The following is a 22,104-nucleotide window of genomic DNA, read 5'->3' as shown; positions in this document are numbered from 1 at the left end:
GCCGCTCGCGGACCTGATCCGCGAGCCCAGCTCTCGGCATTGCGTCAAACCGGATGCTGTCGAACTGGGCCTGTCGGATGGAGTCTCCCTGCCGGGATCCGCGCGACCCGTCCTCAGTGCCGCTTCGCGCCCGGATCGTCGTCGAAGAGTTCGGCGAGCTTGTCCATCATGACACCGCCGAGCTGTTCCGCGTCGACGATGGTGACGGCGCGGCGATAGTAGCGGGTGACGTCATGGCCGATGCCGATGGCGATCAGCTCCACGGGGCTGCGGGTCTCGATATGCTCGATGACTTCGCGCAGGTGGCGGTCCAGGTAGTTGCCGGTGTTCACCGACAGGGTCGAATCATCCACCGGTGCCCCGTCGGAGATGACCATCAGAATACGGCGTTGCTCGGGGCGGCCGATCACGCGGTCGTGGGCCCAGAGCAGGGCCTCGCCGTCGATGTTCTCCTTCAGCAGCCCTTCGCGCAGCATCAGGCCGAGGTTCTTGCGCGCCCGGCGCCAGGGCATGTCCGCCGGCTTGTAGACGATGTGGCGCAGGTCGTTCAGACGGCCGGGATTGAGCGGCTTGCCGGCCGCCAGCCAGCGTTCGCGCGACTGCCCGCCCTTCCAGGCGCGGGTCGTGAAGCCCAGGATCTCCACCTTCACCGCACAACGCTCCAGCGTGCGGGCCAGGATGTCGCCGCACATGGCCGCGACGGTGATGGGCCGACCGCGCATGGAGCCTGAATTGTCCACCAGCAGGGTGACGACCGTGTCGCGGAAATCGGTGTCGCGCTCCATCTTGTAGGACAGCGGCAGCGACGGATTGGCGACGACGCGGGCCAGCCGGGCGGTATCCAGATAGCCGTCTTCCAGGTCGAAGTCCCAGGACCGGTTCTGCTTCGCCATCAGGCGGCGCTGCAGCCGGTTGGCCAGCTTGCTGACGACGGACTGCATGTGATGCAGCTGCTGGTCGAGCTGTCCGCGCAGACGGGTCAGCTCCTCGTTGTCGCAGAGATCGCCGGCCTCCACGACCTCGTCGAAGTCGGTGGTGAAGGGGCGATAGGCCGGGCGCGGCGGCTCGTTGGAGAAGTCGTCCGGATAGAGCGGGCGGCGGCCCTTGCCGGCCTCGTCACCCTCCCCTTCCATCTCGTCCTCGCCGGAGGACTGGACCTGCTCGCCCTGCTGGTCGGCGGCATCCTCCCCGTCACCGGCTTCGGCCGATTGCGGTTCGGCGGCATCCTGGCTGCCGTCCTGGCCCTCTTCCTCGCCCTGCTGCTGCTGCTCGCTGCTCTCCTCGGACTCCTCGTCCTCATCCTCGTCGCCGTCGGTCTGCTCGTCTTCCATGTAGCCGAGGTCGCGGATGAGCTGCCGTGCGGCCCTGGCAAAGGCGGCCTGGTCGTCAAGGTTGGACAGCAGGCTGTCCAGATCGCCGCCCGCCTTCTCCACCAGGTCGTCGCGCCAGAGGTTCAGCAGGTTGCGCCCGTCCTCCGGCAGTTCCCGGTCGGACAGGGCCTCCCGCATCAGCATGCCCACTGCCTCCGACAGCGGGGCCTCCGACTGGTCGCGCAGGCGGCCATAGCCACGCACGCGGCAGCGTTCCTCCAGCGCCGCATGCAGATTGTCGGAAACACCCTGCATCCGGCGGGAGCCGATGGCCTCCACCCGCGCCTGCTCGATGGATTCGAAGATCGCCCGGGCGGTGCCGCCCTGGGGCATGTTGCGCAGGTGGACGCCGCGATCGTGATGCTTCAGCCGCAGCGCGAAGGCGTCGGAGGTGCCGCGTACCTGTGCCAGCTCCGCCTTGTCCATGGCACGTCCGGGCACCGGCAGGCGCGCGCGCTTGCCACGCAGGGTCGGAGTCTCGGGGCCATAGCTGACCTCCAGATCCTTCTCCCCCGACATGGCCCGCATCGCTGCCGCAACGGCGCGCTTGAACGGTTCTGTCGGTCCCTCCGCACCCTTGCTCACGTCGGCGGTATCCTCTTGTTGTGGACCGCTCCACCCCTCTCCCCCTCCCGGTCACCCACGCAAGTATCCTGAAATGGGTAGCCGGGAGGGGGAGAGGGGTGGAGCGGTCAGACGACCAATCGTGCCCCTAGTTCACCGTCACGCTGGCGGCGGACTCGGGCAGATCCATGCCCAGGCTGCGCTGGAAATACTCGGCAACGATGCTGCGTTCGGTCTCGTCACACTTGTTCAGGAAGGTGACGCGGAACGCGAAGCCGACATCGCCGAAGATCTCCGTGTTCTCCGCCCAGGTGATCACGGTACGCGGCGACATGACGGTGGAGATATCGCCGGAGACGAAACCGGCGCGGGTCAGGTCGGCGACATTGACCATGGCGCTGAGCAGCTTCTTGCCTTCCGGCGTGTCATAGGACGGGGCCTTGGCCAGCACGATCCCGGCCTCCGCATCATGGTCCAGATAGTTCAGCGTGGTGACGATGTTCCAGCGGTCCATCTGGCCCTGGTTGATCTGCTGCGTGCCGTGATAGAGGCCCGTCGTGTCACCCAGACCGATGGTGTTGGTGGTGGAGAACAGACGGAAGCACGCATGCGGATGCAGCACGCGGTTCTGGTCCAGCAGGGTCAGCTTGCCGTCATGCTCCAGCACGCGCTGGATCACGAACATCACGTCCGGGCGACCGGCGTCATATTCGTCGAACACCATGGCGACCGGGTTCTGCAGCGCCCAGGGCAGGATGCCGTCCTTGAATTCCGTCACCTGCTGGCCGTCGCGCAGGACGATGGCGTCCTTGCCGACCAGGTCGATACGGCTGATGTGGCTGTCCAGGTTGACGCGCACGCAGGGCCAGTTCAGCCGCGCGGCGATCTGTTCGACATGGGTCGACTTGCCGGTGCCGTGGAAGCCCTGGATCATGACGCGGCGGTTGTGCTTGAACCCGGCAAGGATGGCCAGCGTGGTCTCCTTGTCGAACAGGTACGCCGGATCGGTCGGCGGCACGCGGTCCGTCGATTCCGAAAAGGCGGGCACTTCCATGTCGCTGTCGATCCCGAAGACCTTGCGCACCGAAAGCATCATGTCCGGTGCGCCGGACGGCAGGCTCGGCAGATCGTCATAATCCGAGTGAGACATTCGTTTCCCCTGAATGGTGTAAGGGACCGCTGACCGCATCCGGGGAACACGCCCCGACCGCGAGGGTCGTCAGGAAAGACCGGCGTTGAGCACGCTGAAGGCCTGGTTGATGTTCTTCAGCCGGTCCTCGGCGCGGCGATCGCCGCCATTGGCATCCGGATGAAACCTTTTGACCAGTTGCTTATAGTGTCTCTTGAGCGCGTGCAAGTCATCGGTCGGGTCTATGTCCAGTGTTCGGAACGCATCCCTCTGCTCGGGCGTGTACTGACGCCTCTGGCGGCGTTTCTCGGCTTCCTTCGCGGCCTGCCGTTCCGCCCGCTCATCGGCGAAACCGAAGGGGTCGGTGAAGCTGGCATTGGCCCGCATGGTGGCGGTGCGATGGCCCATCGGCCAGGTCTGGCGGTGGCCATAGGCGGCGGAGTGCTGGAACGAGGCCGCTTCCTCCGCCGGCATGTCGGCGAAATAATTGTAGGCCTTGTTGTACTCCCGCACATGCTCCAGGCAGAACAGGTGATAGCCGTCGGCCCCGTCGCGGGATTTCGGCGCACGGAACTCCCCCAGCTCCAGACAGCCTGCCTTCTCGCAGGGCCTGGCGTTGGCTTCCTCGAAATGGATGCGGCCCCCGTAGCGGGTCCGGCGTTTCTGCTGCGTCCTTGCCATGCGCGGGATTATGGTGAGGCGGACTGGCACGGGCAAGCTTGACAGGCGCGACAATAGAGTCTCACGGTCGGGCCGCTGAAAGGCCCATCAACCAACCCTGCGGGAACCAGAATGACCTATGCCGAACGCATCCAGCAACGCCTGACGGAGGCCCTGTCACCGGAAACGCTGGAGATCGAGGACCAGTCCCACCTGCACAAGGGCCATGTCGGTGCCCGGCCGGAGGGGGAGACCCATTTCCACGTCCGTATCGTCTCGGCGGCCTTCGCCGGTCAGAGCCGCGTCAATCGCCAGCGGAACGTCTACAAGCTGCTGAGGGCGGAGATGGATGAACGTGTCCATGCCCTGGCCCTCGAAACCCTGACGCCGGAGGAAGCGGCAGGCTGAGGGCGCTGCCCCTTCGCTGACGTCTCACGGATCATCGCGGAACCGCTGCTGTTCCTGAAACAGCCGTACCGCCGCCTTCACGGCGCGGCGGAATGCGGCCATCGGGGCGTCATCGGGGGACTGCACGAAGACCTTGCCGCCGTTCTGCTCCGCCCCCGCCACCAGCATCAGGTTCACCGGCCAGCCGAAATCCTCCACCCACCAGCCATCCGCATCGACCGCGCGGCCCTGTGCATCCGTTGCCCCGGCAAGGGCGCTGCGTGCGGTCAGCGGGCGCGGGTCGCCGACATGGCCGAAGACCGGCTTGCCCGCGGCGATCATCCAGCCCAGCTCGAACGCCGTGCCGTCGTCGGCATTGGGTCCGCGAAAGGGCGACAGGTTGGCGACACAGCCGTCGGCACCGTGCATCAGCGCGATATTCGCCCGGTAGATGTGATGCGCCATTCGGGCCGGATCCAGGTCGGGCGGCGGCGGGTCATTGTCCAGCGGGAACAGGCCGACGGCCCCCAGCCCGGCACAGATCTCCCGCATCCGTGCACCGCGCGCCAGCGCGTCCGGCGCGAACACATCCGGCCCGGCGAGATAGAGGCGGGGACCAGCACTCATGACTGCAGGCGGGCCGCGCGCCTATTCAACGGTGATCGTGACGACTTCGGAGGCCACGGGCGGCACATGCGGCACGTGATTGTGGTCGCCGAGCAGCATCTGCAGGGTGTGCCGGCCCTTCGGCAGCTCCAGGGTCACCTCCGTCTGGCCGCCACCGAAGTGGCGCAGGCCGTCCTCCGCGGGCAGGGAGAACTCCAGGTCCTCCCCCGTCGGCAGCGGGCGGTCGATCAGCAGGTGATGGTGACCGGTATTGGCCTTGTCGATGCCGGCGGGTGCGACACCCATGCCGGAGAGGCCGAACCGCACGGTGACCGGAGAGGTGACGGTGGCACCATCGGCAGGGCTGATGATGTAGGCCCGTGCGCCGTCCGGCGCAGGAGACTGGGCCAGGGCGGTGCCGCCCAGAAGGAACAGGGACGCGGCGAACAGGGATAGGATACGCATCGGAAACCCTCCGTTCAGGTGAAGCTGGGCGGACAGGATAGGCTGCGACGGCATTTATGTCTCCGCCGGATCGGGTCTATAGTGACCGCCGACAGAACGCAGCAAGCGTCCGGCGGACGCCAGGGGAGGACAGGCCATGAAACTGACAGCGGAACAGCTGCAACAGTTCGACGAACTGGGATACGTGATGCTGCAGGATGTCTTCGACCCTGCGGAGGTCGGCGTCCTGCAGGAGGAACTGCCGCGCATCTACGCCATGGACCGGCCGGAGGTCTGGCGGGAAAGCACGGGCGTGGTGCGGACCGCCTTCGCCGCCCACCGCTACAGCGAACCATTCCGCTGCATCGGCGCGCATCCGCGCCTGATCGGCCCGGTGCAGCAGCTGCTGGACGGGGACGTCTACATCCACCAGTACAAGATCAACGCCAAGGCCGCCTTCGACGGCGATGTCTGGCAGTGGCATCAGGACTATGGCACCTGGGCGCGCGACGACCAGATGCCGGAACCCCGGGCCATGAACATCGCCCTGTTCATCGACGACGTGACGGAATTCAACGGCCCGCTCTGGGTCATTCCGGGCAGTCACAAGCAGGGCGTGCTGGAGGCCGGGCACGATCTGGCCACCACCTCCTACCCGCTCTGGACCCTGGACAAGGCCAGCGTCGCCGAGCTGGCGAACCGGCACGGCATGTTCTCCGCCAAGGGCAAGGCCGGGTCGGTGCTGATGTTCCACTCCAACCTGGTGCACGCCAGTTCGCCCAACATCGGGCCGTGGGGGCGGACCATCGTCTATCTGTCGCTCTGCCACGTGGACAACCACATCCGCCAGTTCAAGCGGGAGGAATGGATCGCCCACCGCGACTTCACCCCCATCGAACCGCTGGATGACGACTGCCTGCGCGACCTGGCCCGGGCACGGGCGGCCGCAGAGTGAGTGCCGCGCCGGTCGAAGGGTTCATCGAGCGGCTGGACCGTGCGCCGACAGGTTCCGGTCCGCTGGACGACCTCGGCTTCGGGCTGAAGGATCTCTATGACGTGGCCGGACGCGTCGCCGGCTGCGGCAACCCGGACTGGCAACGCACCCATCCTGCGGCGGAATCCGACTGTTCGGTGCTGGCCCGCCTGCTGGACGCCGGTGCGCGGCTGACCGGCATCACCCACACCGACGAGCTGGCCTACAGCCTGAACGGGGAGAACGCGCACTACGGCACGCCGGTCAATCCGGCGGCACCGGGCCGGATTCCCGGCGGCTCCTCCTCCGGCTCCGCCAGTGTCACGGCGGCGGGTCTGGTGGATTTCGCCATCGGTTCCGACACCGGCGGCTCCGTCCGCATTCCGGCGACCTACTGTGGTCTCTACGGCATCCGCACGACCTTCGGGGCCATTCCGCTGGACCGCTGCATGCCGCTGGCCCCCAGCTTCGACACCTGCGGCTGGTTCGCGCGGGATGCGGAGACCTTCGCGAAGGTCGGCACGGTGCTGCTCGACCGGCCTGTGACACCATCGCGGCCAAAGCGGCTGGTGACCGATCCGGCGCTGTTCGCCCTGTGCGACCCGGCCACCGCCGGAACCCTGAACCGGGCGGTGGATGCCCTGGGCATGCCGGTTGAAAGCGTCGACATCGGCTTCGATGCGGAACGCTTCAAGGAGGCCTTCCGCATCCTGCAGGCGCGGGAGATCTGGGAGGTGCATGGCGACTGGGTGACAGAGGTGCAGCCCGTTTTCGGCCCCGGTGTCGTGGACCGGTTCCGCATGGCGGCGGCAATCACGGATGCGGAGGTGGCGGAGATGCAGCCGGTACGAAACGCGCTGCGCCAGCGTCTGACGGATCTGCTGGCCGACGGCACCGTGCTGGTCATGCCCACCGCGCCCGGTCCCGCGCCGGTGATGAACTGGGACCCGGCACTGCTCGACGCCTTCCGCTACCGCATCATCGCGCTGACCTGTCTGGCCGGTCACGCCGGTCTGCCACAGGTCAGCATGCCTGCGGGCCTGTCGGATGGCGCGCCGGTCGGTCTGTCACTGATGGGCGGTGCAGGCACTGACGCCGCGCTGGTCGGCGCCGCCCGGGCCTTCGCGGCCTGAGGGGTCGTCGAAGCAGGGTCGATAGAGGATCGACCGCCTCAGGCAGGATTCTGGTGGCTCGCCTTGTCGAGGCGTTCCTGCAGGTCGGCCTGTGCAAGCTGGCGGCGGGCCTCGACGGCCTGGCGGGCGGCGGTCTGGGGCATGCCGATGTCGATCAGCAGACCTTCCGCCAGATGCAGCCCGGCCTCCAGCGCCTCCGGCACCACGCGATCCGCGCCGCGGGTGGTCAGGCGCGTGGCGTGGGCATTGTCACGGGCGCGGGCATGGATGACCAGGTCCGGCCAGTTGTGTGAGGCAACCTCGACGATCCGTTCGGCATCCGTCTGCCGGTCCAGGGTCACGACCAGCGCCAGGGCCCTGCCCGCCCCCAGCCGTTTCAGCATCTCCGGATGGCTGGCATCGCCGAAGACCACGCCCCGGCCTTCCCGGCGATAGCGGGCGACGCGGGCGGCATCGATATCGATGCTGATGTGGTCGATCTCCTGCGAGGACAGGGTACCGGCGACCGAGCGCCCGACCCGGCCGTAGCCGACGACGATGACATGATCCGTCAGATCATCGGTGGATTCCATGCCCGTCACGCCGCGCTTGGCCGAGCGGTCCTCCAGCTCCAGTGCCAGCCGCATTCCCAGATTGGCCAGCAGGGGTGTGACCATCATGCTCAGGCTGGCGACGATCAGCATGAACTGCGCCGTCTCCTCGGGCATCAGGCCGACGTCCAGCGCCATGGCCACGACCAGGAAGGCGAATTCACCGCCCTGGAACAGCAGGATGCCGGTCTCCACCGCCACCGGCAGCGGCTGGCCGAAGGCGCGGGCGAGCACCAGGATGATCGGGGCCTTGATGATCACCAGCCCCAGGACGGAGGCGAGCAGCCATTCGGGCCGGTTGGCCAGGCTGGCGATGTCGATGCTCATGCCGACGGAGACGAAGAACAGGCCCAGCAACAGGCCCTTGAAGGGTTCGATATCCACCTCGATCTGATGCCTGTAGTCGGTCTCCGCCATCAGCAGCCCGGCCAGGAAGGCCCCGAGGGCCATGGAAAGCCCGGCCATTTCCGTTGCCACCGCGATGCCGATGATCAGCAGCAGCACCAGTGCCAGGAACATCTCCGGCCCGGCTTCCCGCCCCAGCACCCGGAACACGGGCCGGATGACGAACCGCCCGACGACCAGAATGACAACGACCGCAACCAGCGCCTGCCCCATGGCGAGCGCGAAGGCCAGCACGGGGGAACCGTCACCCTGCGCCGCCAGCGCCACCACCAGGAACAGGATCGGCAGCACGGCCAGGTCCTGAAACAGCAGGATCGCGAAGCCGGTACGACCGGTGGGGGACGCCATGCGCCCGCCCTCCGACAGCAACTGCATCACCACGGCGGTGGAGGAGAGCGCGAAGGCGGCACCCAGCACGATGGAGGTGGCCGGGCTGTTGCCGAACCAGGACGCGATCAGGCCGATCACCGTGCCGGTGACCAGCACCTGCGCGCCACCCAGTCCGAAGACCAGCCGCCGCATCGCCCGCAGCCGCTCCAGCGAGAGCTCCAGCCCGATCATGAACAGCAGGAAGACCACGCCCAGTTCCGCGATGGAGCGCACGGATTCCGGATCACCGATGGAGACATGGTGCAGCCAGGGCGCGGATTCGGAGAAACGGGCCAGCCCGAACGGCCCGACGATGATGCCGACGATCAGGAAGCCGAGGACGGGGCTGACGCGCAGCCGCTGCAGGATCGGCACGACCACACCGGCGGCCGCCAGGAACACCAGCACCTCACGAAGAAGGTCAGAACCTTCATGCATGGCCTTCCCTCGCCCCCGCACGCATTTGCCGACAGATCAACAGGATAGCCGATTTCCGACGCGGGTTGCCATCTGTTCGCGCGATGCGGGGGGGAGGCATTCGCCAGGCGTGACTCTTTGGGGGGGCTGGCTCGGGCGGGACCATTCAGGCCGGTGGCTTGAAAGCGCCTCTTGGACCTGGGTTACCAGGTGGGTGCCGTGTCATCGGAACCAGGGTTCCAGCGAGGGACAGCTCCCGAGAGAGCGATATTGGCCCAGGGGCTATGCGTGCCTGTCGTACCCTACAGAACCCGCCCGAGCGACGTATATAGCGATGCGCGGCCCATAAGGAAATGATGTGTCGGACATGGCTGTCCACGCGCGCCTGTCAGGGGGCAGGTCTGCGGGGGCTGGCGAGGCGTCTCAGTCGGACTCCAGCCGGTCGGCATAGGCTTCCAGCCGCTCCGCGATGCTGGCCAGACGGGCGCGGTCCACCGGCGGTGCGGCGGCCGGTGCGGTCCCGGCAGTCTCCGCCGCCGCCTGCTCGCGGGCCCGGTCGACATCATCCAGGGCATTGGCCAGGTCGTCGGCAATCATCAGCGCGGTCATCAGCAGCAGCCGGTTGTAGGACGGCTGTGCACCGCTGGCGGTCAGTTCGGCGGCGCGTGAATCCAGATATTCGGCAAGCTCGGTGACCCGCGCTTCCTCCCCCGGGCCGCAGCCGATGGTGTGGTTCTGTCCGCCGACGGAAACCGTGACTGTTGTCGCCATGACCGGTCAGCCTTTCAGGACGGTGTCGAGATTGCCGATGGCACGATCCACCCGCGCGGTGACGTCACTGATGGTCGCGCGGCGGGAGGCTTCCCGACCTTCCAGCATCTCCAGCCGCTGTTTCAGGTCGGCGTTCTCCGCCTGCAAGCCCATGGAATCACTGCCATTTGCATCAGCCTCTGCGGCTGTTCGCCGCAAGGCTTCGGCGTCCGTCAACCGGTCGAGCCGGTCCAGCGCCGCCTCGATCCGGGCGAGCAGTTTTCCGTCCTCGTCATCTTCAGAAACCGGAGTCAAAAGCTGGTTGCCTGTCATGCAGTTAGATCACGTCGTTGACGGGTAACTATAGAAACAGCGCGGGCGAAGCGTCAACAACACCGAAGGGGCCAAATTCGGTGCCCGCCCTCACCCCCTGCCCGATTTGCCGGTGAACCCGTGGGCAGTGTGGCGAATATTTGCGCCCGCGACAGGAAAGCAGTACACCACGCCGCGACACGGTCGGGCTTCGGTCCGGCGGTGTCCTAACGTCAGCCCGCCCGACGCATCCGGCATCCAGAATATCCAGAGGCCCGTCATGAAAGTTGATCACAGCGCCATGGCCAATGCCATCCGCGCCCTGTCGATGGATGCTGTCCAGCAGGCAAACTCGGGTCATCCCGGCATGCCGATGGGCATGGCCGATGTGGCGACCGTGCTGTTCTCGAAGTTCCTGCACTTCGATCCCCGCCGCCCCGACTGGGCCAACCGCGACCGCTTCGTGCTGAGCGCGGGCCACGGGTCTATGCTGCTCTATTCGCTGCTGCATCTGACGGGCTATCCCGACATGACGATGGACGAGCTGCGGAATTTCCGCCAGCTGGGCGCGAAGACGGCCGGCCATCCGGAGTTCGGCCACGCCAGCGGGATCGAGACCACCACCGGGCCGCTGGGTCAGGGCATTGCCAATGCCGTCGGTTTCGCGCTTGCGGAGCGCATCCTGTCCGCCCGCTTCGGGCAGAAGGTCATCGACCATTACACCTATTGCATCGCCGGTGACGGCTGCCTGATGGAAGGCATCAGCCACGAGGCGGCGAGCCTGGCCGGGCACCTGAAGCTGGGCAAGCTGGTGGTGCTGTTCGACGACAATCACATCTCCATCGACGGGCCGACCGACCTGTCCGTGTCCGACGACCAGCTCGCGCGCTTCGCCGCCTCCGGCTGGCATGTTCTGGACTGCGACGGTCATGACCCGAAGGCGATTGAGGAGGCCATCGGGGCCGCGCGCAATGACCCGCGCCCGTCGCTGGTCGCCTGCCGCACCACCATCGGCTACGGCTCCCCCAACAAGGAAGGCACTGCGGCCACCCATGGCGCACCGCTGGGCGCCGACGAGATCGCGGCCACCCGCACGCGCCTGGGCTGGAACGCCGAGCCCTTCGTGATTCCGGATGCGGTGCTGGACGCCTGGCGTCTGGTCGGTGCCCGTGGCGGTGCCCGTTCCGCCGCCTGGGAAGAGACCGTGGCCGGCATGGATCGCGACCGTCGCGACGAACTGATGCGCGTGCTGGCGGGCAAGCTGCCGGAAGGCTGGGACAAGGCCCTGATCACGCATCTGGAGCATCTGGTGGCGGAGAAGCCGAAGGTTGCCACGCGCAAGGCCTCCCAGGACGCGATCGCCGCGATCCAGCCGCACCTGCCGGAGATGGTCGGCGGTTCCGCCGACCTGACCGGGTCGAACCTGACCCGCACCGGCGGCATGACCCCGGTGGAGGCATCGGACTTCGGCGGATCCTATGTCTTCTATGGCGTGCGCGAGCATGGCATGGCCGCGATCATGAACGGCATGGCGCTGCATGGCGGCATCCTGCCCTTCGGCGGCACCTTCATGGTCTTCACCGACTATTGCCGCCCGTCGATCCGCCTGTCCGCCCTGATGGGGCAGCAGGTGATCTATGTCATGACCCATGATTCGATCGGTCTCGGCGAAGACGGCCCGACGCATCAGCCGGTGGAGCATCTGGCCTCGCTGCGCGCCATGCCCGGCCTGCGGGTCTTCCGCCCCGCCGACGCGGTGGAGACCTCGGAGGCCTGGAAGCTGGCGGTGGAGCATCGCGACGGTCCGTCCCTGCTGGCGCTGTCGCGTCAGGGCACGCCGACGCTGCGCACCCGGGTGAACGAGAATCTGACCGCGCGCGGCGGCTACATCATGGAAGAGGCCACCGGCGGGGCCGCGCAGGTGACCATCATCGGCACCGGCACCGAGGTGCAGACCGCGCTGGACGCCCGCAAGCTGCTGCAGGCCGAGTCCATTCCGACCCGCGTCGTGTCCATGCCCTGCACGGAGCTGTTCGACGCCCAGGGCCGCGACTATCGCGACGAGATCCTGGGCACCGACACGCTGAAGGTCGCGGTCGAGGCCGCCGCAGCCTGGGGCTGGGAGCGTTATGTCGGCACGGATGGCGTCATCATCGCCATGGACAGCTTCGGTGCCTCCGCCCCGGCACCTGAACTCTACGAACATTTCGGTATCACGGCAGCCCACGTTGCGGCCGCCGTAAAGGACAGCCTTTCCTGAGGGAGACGAGAACCATGACAGTACGTGTTGCAATCAACGGGTTTGGACGTATCGGTCGGCTGGTGCTGCGCGCCATTGCCGAGTCGGGTCGTGACGACATCGAGATCGTGGCGATCAACGACCTCGGCTCGGTCGAGGCCAATGCCCACCTGCTGCAGTACGATACCGTCCATGGCCGGTTTCCGACGAAGATCACCACCACCGCCGACAGCATGAACTATGGCGCGGGCGATGTGCGGGTGACGTCGGAGCGTGACCCGGCGAAGCTGCCCTGGGGCGAGCTGGGCGTCGATATCGCCTTCGAATGCACCGGCATCTTCGCCAGCCGCGACAAGGCCGCGATGCATCTGGACGCGGGTGCCAAGCGCGTCCTGGTTTCGGCCCCGGCCAGCAATGCCGACCTGACCGTGGTCTATGGCGTCAACCATGACCAGCTCACGGCTGACCACACCGTTGTCTCCAACGCGTCCTGCACCACCAACTGCCTGGCCCCCGTGGCGCAGGTGCTGAACGACCTGGTGGGTATCCAGCAGGGCTTCATGACCACCATCCACGCCTATACCGGCGACCAGCGCACCGTCGACACCCTGCACAGCGACATGCGTCGCGCCCGTGCCGCGGCGTCGTCGCTGATCCCGACCACCACCGGTGCCGCGAAGGCCGTCGGCCTGGTGCTGCCGGAACTGGCGGGCAAGCTGGACGGCACCTCCGTCCGCGTCCCGACCAACAATGTCTCCCTGATCGACCTGACCTTCAACGCCGGTCGCGAGACCACGGCGGAGGAGATCAACGAGGCCATGATCAAGGCCGCCGAGGGTCGCCTGAAGGGTGTGCTGGACGTGAATGACGCGCCGCTGGTCTCCATCGACTTCAACCATTGCCCGGCCAGCTCCACCTTCGACCTGACCCAGACCCAGGTCATCGACGGTACCTTCGTGCGGGTGCTGAGCTGGTACGACAATGAATGGGGCTTCTCCAACCGCATGGGCGACACCGCCCGCGCCATGGCCGCGCTGATCTGACCGGCGCAGGGTTGGGCGAAAGCATGGGCCAGAAGGCGATGTCCGCGTTCCAGACCATCGATGACCTGGAGGTCGCGGGTCGGCGCGTGCTGGTACGGGTCGATCTGAACGTACCGGTGAAGGATGGTGCCGTCGGCGACACGACGCGGATCGAGCGGGTTCTGCCCACGATCCGCGACCTGTCGGAACGGGGTGCGAAGGTTGTGCTGCTGGCCCATTTCGACCGGCCCAAGGGCAAGGTCGTGCCGGAGATGACGCTGCGCCCGGTCGCCGCCGCGCTGCAGCGGCTGCTGGGCCAGGATGTCGGATTCGGCGAGGATTGCATCGGTGCGAAGGCGGAAACCGCGATCTCCGCCATGGACAATGGCGATGTCGTGCTGCTGGAGAACACCCGCTTCCATTCGGGTGAGGAGAAGAACGACAAGGGCTTCGCCGACCGGCTGGCGGCCATGGGCGACCTGTTCGTCGCCGATGCCTTCTCCTGCGCCCATCGCGCCCATGCCTCGACGGAGGGGCTGGCGCGGCGGCTGCCGAGTGCTGCCGGGCGCTGCATGCAGGCGGAGCTGGAGGCACTGCAGGCGGCACTGAGCGATCCGGAGCGGCCCGCGGCGGCGCTGGTCGGCGGTGCCAAGGTTTCGACCAAGCTGGACGTGCTGACCAACCTGACGGCGAAGGTCGATCTGCTGATCATCGGCGGGGCCATGGCCAATACCTTCCTGCTGGCGCAGGGGAAGGATGTGGGTGCCTCGCTGGCGGAACCGGATCTGGTGGACGTCGCGGCGAAGATCCTGAAGCAGGCGCAGGCCAATGGCTGCGATGTGCTGCTGCCGGTCGATGCCGTGGTGGCAGCGAAGCTGGAGAAGGGCGCGGCGACGGAGACCGTGTCCATCGACAGTGTCAGCGCCGACCGGATGATCCTGGATGTCGGCCCGGAAAGCGCGGCGGAGGCGGTGCGGCGCATCGGCGAATGCCGCACGCTGATGTGGAACGGCCCCATGGGCGCGTTCGAGTTTCCGCCCTTCGATGCGGCGACCGTGACCGTTGCCCAGGCGGCGGCGAAGCAGACCCGCGCCGGAAAGCTGCGCTCGGTGGCAGGTGGCGGGGATACCGTTGCGGCGCTGAACCATGCCGGTGTGGCAGACGATTTTTCCTATGTATCGACAGCGGGTGGCGCATTCCTGGAATGGATCGAGGGCAAGGAACTGCCCGGCGTTGCCGTGCTGATGCACCAGGACGACTGAACCGGATTGGCGACCGGCGCGTACGGCGCGGTCGCAGGAACGTATGTGAGTGAGTGTGGAGGAACCGATGTCTGACCGTGACCTGAATGCCATTGCCCGTGGGATCGTCGAGAATGGGAAGGGTGTGCTTGCCGCCGACGAATCGACCGGCACCATCAAGAAGCGCTTCGATTCCATCGGGGTCGAGAACACTGAAGAGAACCGCCGCGACTATCGTGAGCTGATGTTCCGCACGGCGGGTCACGGCAAGCATGTCGGCGGTGTCATCCTGTATGACGAGACCCTGCGCCAGAAGGCGGCCGACGGTACCACCCTGGTGGACCTGATCCGGTCGGAGAACGTGGCACCGGGCATCAAGGTGGACATGGGCGCCAAGCCGCTGGCCGGTGCCGAGGGCGAGACCGTGACCGAGGGTCTGGACGGCCTGCGCGAACGCTTCGCCGAGTACCGCGAGCTGGGTGCCGACTTCGCCAAGTGGCGCGCGGTCATCAAGATCACGAACGACATTCCCTCCGCCTATTGCATCGACACCAATGCCCATGCGCTGGCCCGCTACGCGAAGCTGTCGCAGGAAGCCGGCATCGTGCCGATCGTGGAGCCCGAGGTGCTGATGGACGGTGACCACGACCTGGCCCGCTGCCAGAAGGTCACCGAGGATACGCTGGATGCGGTCTTCAACGAGCTCTACGCCCAGCGTGTGGAGCTGGAAGGCATCCTGCTGAAGCCGAACATGGTGATTTCCGGTCAGGACGCCGCCGATCGTGCCGATGTGCAGGCCGTCGCCGCCGCCACCGTCGCCACCCTGAAGCGCTGCGTGCCCTCCGCCGTTCCGGGCATCGTCTTCCTTTCGGGTGGCCAGACCGAGGTCGAGGCGACCGCCCATCTGGACGCGATGAACCGCATGGGGCCGCTGCCCTGGGCGCTGAGCTTTTCCTACGGCCGCGCGCTGCAGCAGTCGGCCCTGAAGGCGTGGGTCGGCCAGACCGGCAATGTCGACGCCGCCCAGGCCGCCTACCTGCACCGCGCCCGCATGAACTGGCTGGCCGCACGGGGTGAATGGGAAGCCGCGATGGAAGACGCCGCCTGAGAGACACGACCCTGAGAGACACGGCCCTGAGGGACCGGTCCCTGAGGGACAGGCCCCCGGGCGCGGCGATCTACATTGTCGACCGTTTCTGCTGCATGAATTCCCGCAGGTCGAGATCGCGGCGTTCCTGCTTCGAGACATAGACCAGGGCGCAGTTGGTGCGCTCGCGGATCATCGTGCCGGGGAACGGCAGGTAGGACAGTTCGGCGCTGCCGAAGGCAGGGGAGGCTGCGCCGACCTGCCAGGCGGTCTCCACCTTCACGTCCACCAGTTTCAGTGACGGGTCGCCGGCGGTGCCGGGCATCTCGAAGGCGACACCGGCGAGACGCAGGAAGGTGGCCTTGTCGGTGGCGTCGCGGAAGCCCTCGATGAACTGCTCGCAGAGCATGCCGATCTCGGTGGCCGCGTCCTCCTCCTCCATGTGCGAGTGCAGGTGCATGGGGGCATCCGCCGCGTGGTTGTGGCCGGTGCCGTGCGGGTGCCCGTGGGTGTGGCCGTGCCCGTGACCGGGACCATGACTGTGGCCATGCGTGTGGGAATGATGGTCATGCGGCATGGCTCAGGCTCCCTTCGGCTTGTTCGACCAGCGGTGGCCGTCGCGGGCGGCGTCATAATCGCCCATCGGCACGGTCACGGGCTTGTCGATATGGCCCTTGTGCGCGCCAAGCTTGCCCGCCGCCACCATGGAGCCAAGCACATCCACGATCACCCGCGTGCCGAACAGGGCGGTGATGTCGGAGGTGTCGTAGGGCGGTGATACCTCCACGATCTCCATGCCGCACAGTCCCTCCGCCGCGACGCGGGAGACCAGATGCAGCACCTCGCGCGGCAGGAAGCCGCCGGGCTCCGGCCAGCCGGTGCCGGGCACGAAGCCGCAGTCGACGCAGTCGATGTCGAAGGACAGGTAGACCATGTCCGCGCCATCCCAGGCCATCTCCAGCGCCATGTCGGCAACCCGGTCGAGGCCGAGCTGTTCCACGTCGGACATGGTGATGATGTTGGTATTGCGCTCCCGCGCCACGGCCACCGCCTCACGCGGGACCTGCCAGCCGCCGATGCCGATCTGCACCAGGTTCTTCGCCGGGACATTCGGCAGGTTGGTGGCATGGAACCAGGGCGTGGTGTGCATGCGCTCGTCCAGGTCCTTCTCCTGAATGTCGGCATGGCGGTCGAAATGGATGATGCCGATGGTCTTGGAGGTACATTCGGCGATGCCGCGCACGGTGGGAAAACCGATGGAATGGTCACCGCCCAGGATGATCGGCATGGAGCCGCTGGAGAAGACGTGGGAGCAGGCCCGCGAGATCTGGTCGAAGGTCTTCTCGATATTCGCCGGAATCGTGAAGATGTCGCCTGCGTCACACAGGGTCATCTGTTCGCGCAGGTCGACGCCCAGCTCGTAGTTGTAGGGGGTGTAGAGCGCGGAGATCTTGCGGATGCCCTGCGGCCCGAAGCGGGTGCCGGGGCGGTAGGTGGTGCCGCCGTCGAACGGCGCGCCCAGCACCGTGGCGTCGAAATGGCCGACGTCGGTCACGTCCTCCGCATAGGGTGCCTTCAGGAAGGTATTGATGCCGGCATAATGGGGCAGTTCGCCCCGCGCGAAGGTCGGGATGGAGCGGTCCTGCACGCTGTCGGCGGCGGTCAGGCCCATGCGCAGCGCCCACTGGCGTTCCTTGTCCCATTCGCCGGAGGGCAGTTCCGCCTCCGCCCGCGCCGCCTTCCAGCCGAGCAGCTTGGTCAGGTCAGGATGGTGGTGCCGCCGGGTTTCCGCCGGGCCTTGCCGCATCGGCATCACGGATTGCCGCTGCTGCCGTCTCTCGGTCGGAGTCATGGGTCGGGTCATTGGAAGTCTCCCCCTTCTTGTCGCCAAGTCTGAAGTCATGAGTGATGGTCGCGCCGTAGCGGCTGGGGTCCTGGGGGTCCCAGCGCGGCTTGTCGAAGACGACGACGCGGGTGCCGAGCTTGAAGGCCTCCGACAGGTCGTGGCTGACCATGAAGATGGTCATGCCGCTTTCCCGCCAGAGGTCGAGCAGGAAGTCATGCATGGACAGCCGCGTGCCGGGGTCCAGCGCGCCGAAGGGCTCGTCCAGCAGCAGCACGCGCGGGCGGCGTACCAGCGCCTGGGCAATGGCCAGCCGCTGCTGCATGCCGCCGGAGAGCTGGCTTGGCCAGGCATCGGCGACATGGGCCAGGCCGACCCGTTCCAGCGTCGCGTTCGCCTCCGCCTCGGCCTTGCGGAGGGCGGAGCCGAACAGGCGTCCCAGGATCGGCGCATCGCGGAAGGACACCGGCAGGATCAGGTTGTCGCGCACGCTGAGGTGCGGAAAGACGGAGTAACGCTGGAACACCACGCCCCGGTCGGGGCCGGGTTCACGGGCGGGCCGCGCGTCACCGATGTGGATGCGGCCCCGGGTCGGCAGTTCCTGCGCCAGCAGCATGCGCAGGAACGTGGACTTGCCGCAGCCGGATGCGCCGACGATGGCGCAGAAGTCGCCGTCCGCCACCTCCAGGTTCACCCGCTCCAGCACCGGGGCGTCACCATAGGTCTTGAAGACATCACGGACGGTCACGGTACTCACAGGCTTTCCCCCTCCACATGCGCCCAGCGGAAGGCGCGGCGCGAGGTCAGGCGCAGCGACCAGTCGATCAGGAAGGCCAGTACCGTGATCCAGAGGACGTAGGGGATGATGATGTCCATGGCGAGGTAGCGGCGGACCAGAAAGATGCGGTAGCCGAGACCGGCCTGCGCGGCGATGGCCTCCGACGCGATCAGGAACAGCCAGGCCGGACCCAGCGACAGCCGCACCGCCTGGATCAGGCGCGGGGCAAGCTGGGGCAGGGCCACACGGGTCATGATCTGCCAGGACGAGGCCCCGAGCGTCTGCGCCTTCACCAGTTGCTCAAGCGGGATCTCCAGCACCCGCTGGCCCAGGTCGCGGATCAGGAACGGGGTGATGCCGACAGCGATCAGCACGATCTTCGCCGTCTCCCCCAGTCCGAAGACCAGGAACAGGACCGGCAGCAGCGCCAGCGGCGGGATCAGCGACAGCACGGCGATGTAGGAGGCCAATGTCGATCGTGCCAGTGGGAACAGCCCGATCAGCAGCCCGAAAGCCACGCCGATGAGCGCGGCACAGGTGACCCCGATGGCCAGCCGCTGGAGGCTCGCCGCCGTGTCCTGCCACAGCAGGATCTCCCCCGACCGGCGGTCCGGCTCGGTCGCCAGGGCCTGGGCGCGGTCGATCACCTTCTCCAGCGCCGGCAGCAGCTTGTCGTTCGGGTTGGCCGCACGGCGGATGTCGGAACCGACGACATAGGCCAGCAGGGTCAGCACGAACGGCAGGGCGGCCAGCACGAACAGCAGGGGGCGTCCGGGGCGTCTGTTGATCCAGCGCATGACAGATTGTTCCGTTCAGGCCACGGCCCGGACCGCGCGCCACGCCGGATGCGGTTCACCCAGCGTGGCGGTTGCGGTCAGGCCTGCCCGGTCAGAGGGCGCCGTCGGCGGCCATCTGCATGTAGGTCGGGTCGAAGCGGAAGGTGATGTTGCCCTTGTCACCCAGGCTCTTGCCGCCGGGAAAGGCGATACCGATGTCATCCACCGACTGCGCGCCCTCGCCCAGGATGCCATGCTCGAACAGGAACTTGCGGACGAAATCCATGGTCTGGATCAGCTTCGCATCCTGCGTGAAGGCCACGGCGGCGGCAGGCTGGTAGAACATCTGCGTGGTGGCCAGCTGGGCGTCATAGCCTGCCAGATCGGTGCCCGATGCGGCGGCCATGCTCTCGCGCGCCGCGATACCGGCAGGCGTGTCGGAGGACATGACCTGCATGGCCTCGTACCAGGCACCCACCAGCGCCTTGCCGAAGGCCGGGTTGTCGGCCAGCGTTTCGGTATTCACCACCATCAGGTCGATGATCTCGCCCGGAATGTCGGCACTGTCGTAGATCTTCGAGACACCCGGCATCTCCATGATGGTGGAGACCAGCGGGTTCCAGGTCACGGCGGCCTGCACGTCCGGTGTGGCGAAGGCGGCGACCATGTCGGCGTCGGAAGTGTTCACGACGCTGATATCAGCCTCCGACATGCCCGCACTCTCCAGCCCGCGGGCCAGCAGGTAATGCGAAACGGACAGTTCCACCAGATTGATCGGCTTGCCGGCCAGCGCCTTGAAGCCGCCGTCGCCCTTCACCAGCACCGCGTCATTGCCGTTGGAGAAGTCGCCGACGATCAGCGCGGTGGTGTCGATGCCGCCACCGGACGGAATGGACAGCGTGTCCATGTTGGTGGCGGAAACGCCGTCGAAGGCCCCCGCAGTGTACTGGTTGATCGATTCGATATAGTCGTTGATCTGCACGATCTCGACGTCGATGCCGTACTTGTCGGCCCACTTCTTCATGATGCCGGAATCGGACATGTAGCCCCAGGGCATCCAGCCGACATAGATCGACCAGGCCACGCGGAAGCTGTCCTTCTTCGCGGCCTCCGCCGGGGAAAGGGAGACCGCGCCCAGCAGCGCCAGTCCCGTCATCAATGCAGCAATTCGTTTCATCACACCCTCCTCAATCGTCACTGTCTGGCTCTGGTCACCGGACTTCGGAGGTCGGGAAAGACCGCGTCCGGCATGCATCGCCGCGCAAGATCTCCCGGGATTTTGGCCCGCCGTGTGTCCCGCCGTGTCATCGGCGGGATGGCAACTCTCGGACCAGACACGTGCCCTTGCGGCCCGCCGGAACCCTAGTCGCCTGTTGTCCTGACACAGCGCAAACCATGTGCCAGTAAGTGCCTTGCGGATTCATCATTGGAATCAGCCGCTTGCCGAGGCGCCGAATCAGCGGGCACGGAAAAATGCCCGAATGTTGGGCAATGCCGCATTTTTCGCCCCTTGTTCAGGCATATCGGCAAATGGTCGAAAATCGGCTGCAAGAATATGCTGCACGGCGCGTTCGGCTGGATTACGCTTTCGGCCATGAAGCGCGTTCAGATCCCGTTGCGGCACTTCTTTGCCACGCCGCCAACCCCCTGCCCGTACCTGCCTGGTCGCATGGAGCGGAAGGTCGTGACCCTGTTGTCGGGGGAGGAACCGGACCAGCTGCACAGCGCGCTGTCGGCCGCCGGTTTCCGGCGCAGCCAGGATCTCGCCTACCGCCCGGCCTGTGACAATTGCAACGCCTGCATTCCCGTGCGCGTGCCGGTGGCGCGGTTCAGGCCGAACCGCACCCAGCGGCGCAACTGGCGGCGCAACCAGGATCTGAGTGCCCGCATCGTGCCCGCACTGGCGACGCGGGAGCATTACATGCTGTTCCGCCAGTATCTCACCACCCGCCATGCGGAGGGCGGGATGGCCGACATGCGCTTCGGTGACTATCGCGCCATGGTGGAGGATACGCCGGTCGATACCTTCCTGGTGGAGTTCCGGGATGCCGACCTGAAACTGCACGCGGTCTGTCTGACGGACCGGATGCAGGACGGATTCTCCCTCGTCTACAGCTTCTTCGATACGGAGGACGAACGGCGCAGTCTCGGCGTCTATGTCCTGCAGTGGCATGTCTGGCATGCCCTGTCGGAGGAACTGACAAACGTCTACCTCGGCTACTGGATCCCGGGCAGCCGCAAGATGGCCTACAAGTCCGCCTTCCGCCCGCTGGAACAGCTGACGCCCGACGGCTGGACGGACCTGACGGCGGAGAGCGGCGAAGACCAGGGCCTGCCGGCGGAGGCCGGCGAAGACCAGAGAACGTGACGGCTGCAGGGTTGTGGTGACCGGCCCGGCTCACCACACTTGGGGCAACGACAGTTTCCCTGGAGTACCGAGAATGCTTCGACCCGCACTTGTCACCGGCCTCGCGCTGCTTGCTTCAGCATTCGTGGCCATGTTCGCCGTCGCGACCTCTGCGCCGGCAGAGGCAAAGACCGCCGTGACGGATGAGTTCCTGCAAGGCCGCATCATCGTCGATCGCCGGGTCCGGCTGCCGCAGGGTGGCGCGGCCGCCCGCATACCGGTGAACCTCGAACTCACGAACACGGGCCCGGAGCCCCTGGAGATCAAGGCCCCCAGCATCTGCGACGTGCACAACTATCATATCGTCTATCCCAACAATGACCTGATCGCGACCCGGGGCGACACCGACTGCGAGCCGAGCGAATCCGTGCTGAAGCTGGCACCGGGGGAGACGATCTACGCCACCAACAGCCTGCTGCTGCACCGCAGCCTGCTGGAGACCGGTCGGCGCTATTACGTGATCTACGAGTTCTGGGGGGTGCGGATGCGTGCGCCCTTCGTCATCCAGGAGCATGAATAGGCCACAGGCTGACGCGACGCCAAACCGCCACGAAACAGCCGGATTTTCAGGCTATCCCCGCTTCTCGCTGCCCTGTGGATAA

The 22,104-nt window shown here is 66.7% G+C and carries 22 protein-coding genes, 1 other RNA gene and 1 riboswitch; of the genes, 9 read left to right on the top strand and 14 right to left on the bottom strand.

Annotated elements, in window-relative coordinates; genetic code table 11:
• Window positions 1-113: 113 nt before the first annotated feature.
• The 3 genes from cobT to QGV55_RS17915 form a co-directional block, all read right to left on the bottom strand.
• On the bottom strand, window positions 114-1,955 hold the full coding sequence (gene cobT / locus QGV55_RS17925; protein ID WP_281019268.1) for a cobaltochelatase subunit CobT: 1,842 nt from the start codon (window positions 1,953-1,955) through the stop codon (window positions 114-116).
• A 127-nt stretch (window positions 1,956-2,082) separates the two neighbouring features.
• On the bottom strand, window positions 2,083-3,084 hold the full coding sequence (gene cobS / locus QGV55_RS17920) for a cobaltochelatase subunit CobS (RefSeq protein ID WP_281019269.1): 1,002 nt from the start codon (window positions 3,082-3,084) through the stop codon (window positions 2,083-2,085).
• Between the two features lie 69 nt (window positions 3,085-3,153).
• Window positions 3,154-3,744, bottom strand: a complete 591-nt coding sequence (locus QGV55_RS17915) for a J domain-containing protein (RefSeq protein ID WP_281019270.1) — start codon at window positions 3,742-3,744, stop codon at window positions 3,154-3,156.
• A 111-nt stretch (window positions 3,745-3,855) separates the two neighbouring features.
• Here QGV55_RS17915 and QGV55_RS17910 point away from each other — a divergent pair, with 111 nt between their 5' ends.
• Entirely contained in the window at window positions 3,856-4,131 is a 276-nt protein-coding gene (locus QGV55_RS17910) for a BolA family protein (RefSeq protein WP_281019271.1), read from the top strand.
• A 24-nt stretch (window positions 4,132-4,155) separates the two neighbouring features.
• Here the strand turns inward: QGV55_RS17910 and QGV55_RS17905 are convergent, their stop codons facing one another.
• A complete protein-coding gene (locus tag QGV55_RS17905) occupies window positions 4,156-4,737 on the bottom strand; it encodes a nucleoside 2-deoxyribosyltransferase (RefSeq protein WP_281019272.1) in 582 nt (193 codons plus the stop codon).
• A 21-nt stretch (window positions 4,738-4,758) separates the two neighbouring features.
• A complete protein-coding gene (locus QGV55_RS17900) occupies window positions 4,759-5,181 on the bottom strand; it encodes a DUF4399 domain-containing protein (protein ID WP_281019273.1) in 423 nt (140 codons plus the stop codon).
• Between the two features lie 136 nt (window positions 5,182-5,317).
• Here QGV55_RS17900 and QGV55_RS17895 point away from each other — a divergent pair, with 136 nt between their 5' ends.
• Together QGV55_RS17895 and QGV55_RS17890 are read left to right on the top strand one after the other, a co-directional pair.
• Window positions 5,318-6,115, top strand: coding sequence for a phytanoyl-CoA dioxygenase family protein (locus tag QGV55_RS17895; protein WP_281019274.1), 798 nt, complete (start codon window positions 5,318-5,320; stop codon window positions 6,113-6,115).
• Window positions 6,112-7,266: an amidase gene (locus QGV55_RS17890; protein WP_281019275.1), complete on the top strand. Its 1,155-nt coding sequence runs from the start codon at window positions 6,112-6,114 to the stop codon at window positions 7,264-7,266. The genes QGV55_RS17895 and QGV55_RS17890 overlap by 4 nt, the downstream gene beginning before the upstream one ends.
• 38 nt (window positions 7,267-7,304) lie before the next feature.
• On the opposite strand, the gene QGV55_RS17885 is transcribed toward QGV55_RS17890, so the two are convergent.
• The 4 genes from QGV55_RS17885 to QGV55_RS17870 all read right to left on the bottom strand — a co-directional run bounded on the left by QGV55_RS17885 (window position 7,305) and on the right by QGV55_RS17870 (window position 10,130).
• Window positions 7,305-9,068, bottom strand: a complete 1,764-nt coding sequence (locus QGV55_RS17885; RefSeq protein ID WP_281019276.1) for a monovalent cation:proton antiporter-2 (CPA2) family protein — start codon at window positions 9,066-9,068, stop codon at window positions 7,305-7,307.
• Between the two features lie 134 nt (window positions 9,069-9,202).
• A non-coding RNA gene (gene ssrS, locus QGV55_RS17880) (6S RNA) lies at window positions 9,203-9,361 on the bottom strand.
• 109 nt (window positions 9,362-9,470) lie between these two features.
• Window positions 9,471-9,818 carry a cell division protein ZapA gene (locus QGV55_RS17875; protein ID WP_281019277.1) on the bottom strand — a complete coding sequence of 116 codons (348 nt, stop codon included), beginning with the start codon at window positions 9,816-9,818 and terminating at the stop codon, window positions 9,471-9,473.
• Window positions 9,819-9,824: 6 nt separating this feature from the next.
• Entirely contained in the window at window positions 9,825-10,130 is a 306-nt protein-coding gene (locus QGV55_RS17870; RefSeq protein WP_281019278.1) for a hypothetical protein, read from the bottom strand.
• A 259-nt stretch (window positions 10,131-10,389) separates the two neighbouring features.
• Here QGV55_RS17870 and tkt point away from each other — a divergent pair, with 259 nt between their 5' ends.
• The 4 genes from tkt to QGV55_RS17850 all read left to right on the top strand — a co-directional run bounded on the left by tkt (window position 10,390) and on the right by QGV55_RS17850 (window position 15,719).
• Entirely contained in the window at window positions 10,390-12,369 is a 1,980-nt protein-coding gene (gene tkt, locus QGV55_RS17865; RefSeq protein WP_281019279.1) for a transketolase, read from the top strand.
• 14 nt (window positions 12,370-12,383) lie between these two features.
• Complete coding sequence (gap, locus tag QGV55_RS17860; protein ID WP_281019280.1) at window positions 12,384-13,391, top strand: type I glyceraldehyde-3-phosphate dehydrogenase; 1,008 nt, start codon at window positions 12,384-12,386, stop codon at window positions 13,389-13,391.
• A gap of 38 nt (window positions 13,392-13,429) precedes the next feature.
• Window positions 13,430-14,632 (top strand): phosphoglycerate kinase, encoded by a 1,203-nt coding sequence (locus QGV55_RS17855; RefSeq protein WP_348637677.1) that lies wholly within the window; start codon window positions 13,430-13,432, stop codon window positions 14,630-14,632.
• A 67-nt stretch (window positions 14,633-14,699) separates the two neighbouring features.
• A complete protein-coding gene (locus QGV55_RS17850; protein WP_281019282.1) occupies window positions 14,700-15,719 on the top strand; it encodes a class I fructose-bisphosphate aldolase in 1,020 nt (339 codons plus the stop codon).
• A 70-nt stretch (window positions 15,720-15,789) separates the two neighbouring features.
• Here QGV55_RS17850 and QGV55_RS17845 read toward each other — a convergent pair whose 3' ends face one another.
• The 5 genes from QGV55_RS17845 to QGV55_RS17825 all read right to left on the bottom strand — a co-directional run bounded on the left by QGV55_RS17845 (window position 15,790) and on the right by QGV55_RS17825 (window position 20,272).
• The gene (locus QGV55_RS17845) at window positions 15,790-16,275 is read right to left on the bottom strand and encodes a hypothetical protein (protein ID WP_281019283.1); all 486 of its coding nucleotides are present in this window, start codon (window positions 16,273-16,275) and stop codon (window positions 15,790-15,792) included.
• Window positions 16,276-16,278: 3 nt separating this feature from the next.
• Window positions 16,279-17,505 carry an agmatinase family protein gene (locus tag QGV55_RS17840; protein WP_348637678.1) on the bottom strand — a complete coding sequence of 409 codons (1,227 nt, stop codon included), beginning with the start codon at window positions 17,503-17,505 and terminating at the stop codon, window positions 16,279-16,281.
• Window positions 17,462-18,298, bottom strand: a complete 837-nt coding sequence (locus tag QGV55_RS17835) for an ABC transporter ATP-binding protein (RefSeq protein WP_281019285.1) — start codon at window positions 18,296-18,298, stop codon at window positions 17,462-17,464. The genes QGV55_RS17840 and QGV55_RS17835 overlap by 44 nt, the downstream gene beginning before the upstream one ends.
• The gene (locus QGV55_RS17830) at window positions 18,295-19,116 is read right to left on the bottom strand and encodes an ABC transporter permease (RefSeq protein WP_281019286.1); all 822 of its coding nucleotides are present in this window, start codon (window positions 19,114-19,116) and stop codon (window positions 18,295-18,297) included. The genes QGV55_RS17835 and QGV55_RS17830 overlap by 4 nt, the downstream gene beginning before the upstream one ends.
• Before the next feature lie 91 nt (window positions 19,117-19,207).
• The gene (locus QGV55_RS17825) at window positions 19,208-20,272 is read right to left on the bottom strand and encodes a putative urea ABC transporter substrate-binding protein (protein WP_281019287.1); all 1,065 of its coding nucleotides are present in this window, start codon (window positions 20,270-20,272) and stop codon (window positions 19,208-19,210) included.
• 89 nt (window positions 20,273-20,361) lie between these two features.
• Window positions 20,362-20,472, bottom strand: a riboswitch (guanidine-I (ykkC/yxkD leader).
• A 217-nt stretch (window positions 20,473-20,689) separates the two neighbouring features.
• On the opposite strand from QGV55_RS17825, the gene QGV55_RS17820 reads away from it, so the two are divergent.
• Both QGV55_RS17820 and QGV55_RS17815 read left to right on the top strand, forming a co-directional pair.
• The gene (locus QGV55_RS17820; RefSeq protein ID WP_281019288.1) at window positions 20,690-21,463 is read left to right on the top strand and encodes an arginyltransferase; all 774 of its coding nucleotides are present in this window, start codon (window positions 20,690-20,692) and stop codon (window positions 21,461-21,463) included.
• 73 nt (window positions 21,464-21,536) lie between these two features.
• Entirely contained in the window at window positions 21,537-22,022 is a 486-nt protein-coding gene (locus QGV55_RS17815) for a hypothetical protein (protein ID WP_281019289.1), read from the top strand.
• Window positions 22,023-22,104 lie beyond the last annotated feature (82 nt).

The organism is Minwuia sp. IMCC3009 (assembly GCF_029909415.1).
Lineage (GTDB): Bacteria > Pseudomonadota > Alphaproteobacteria > Minwuiales > Minwuiaceae > Minwuia.
Note: the sequence above shows the minus strand (reverse complement) of the source record. Positions and strands in the feature narration are given on the sequence as shown.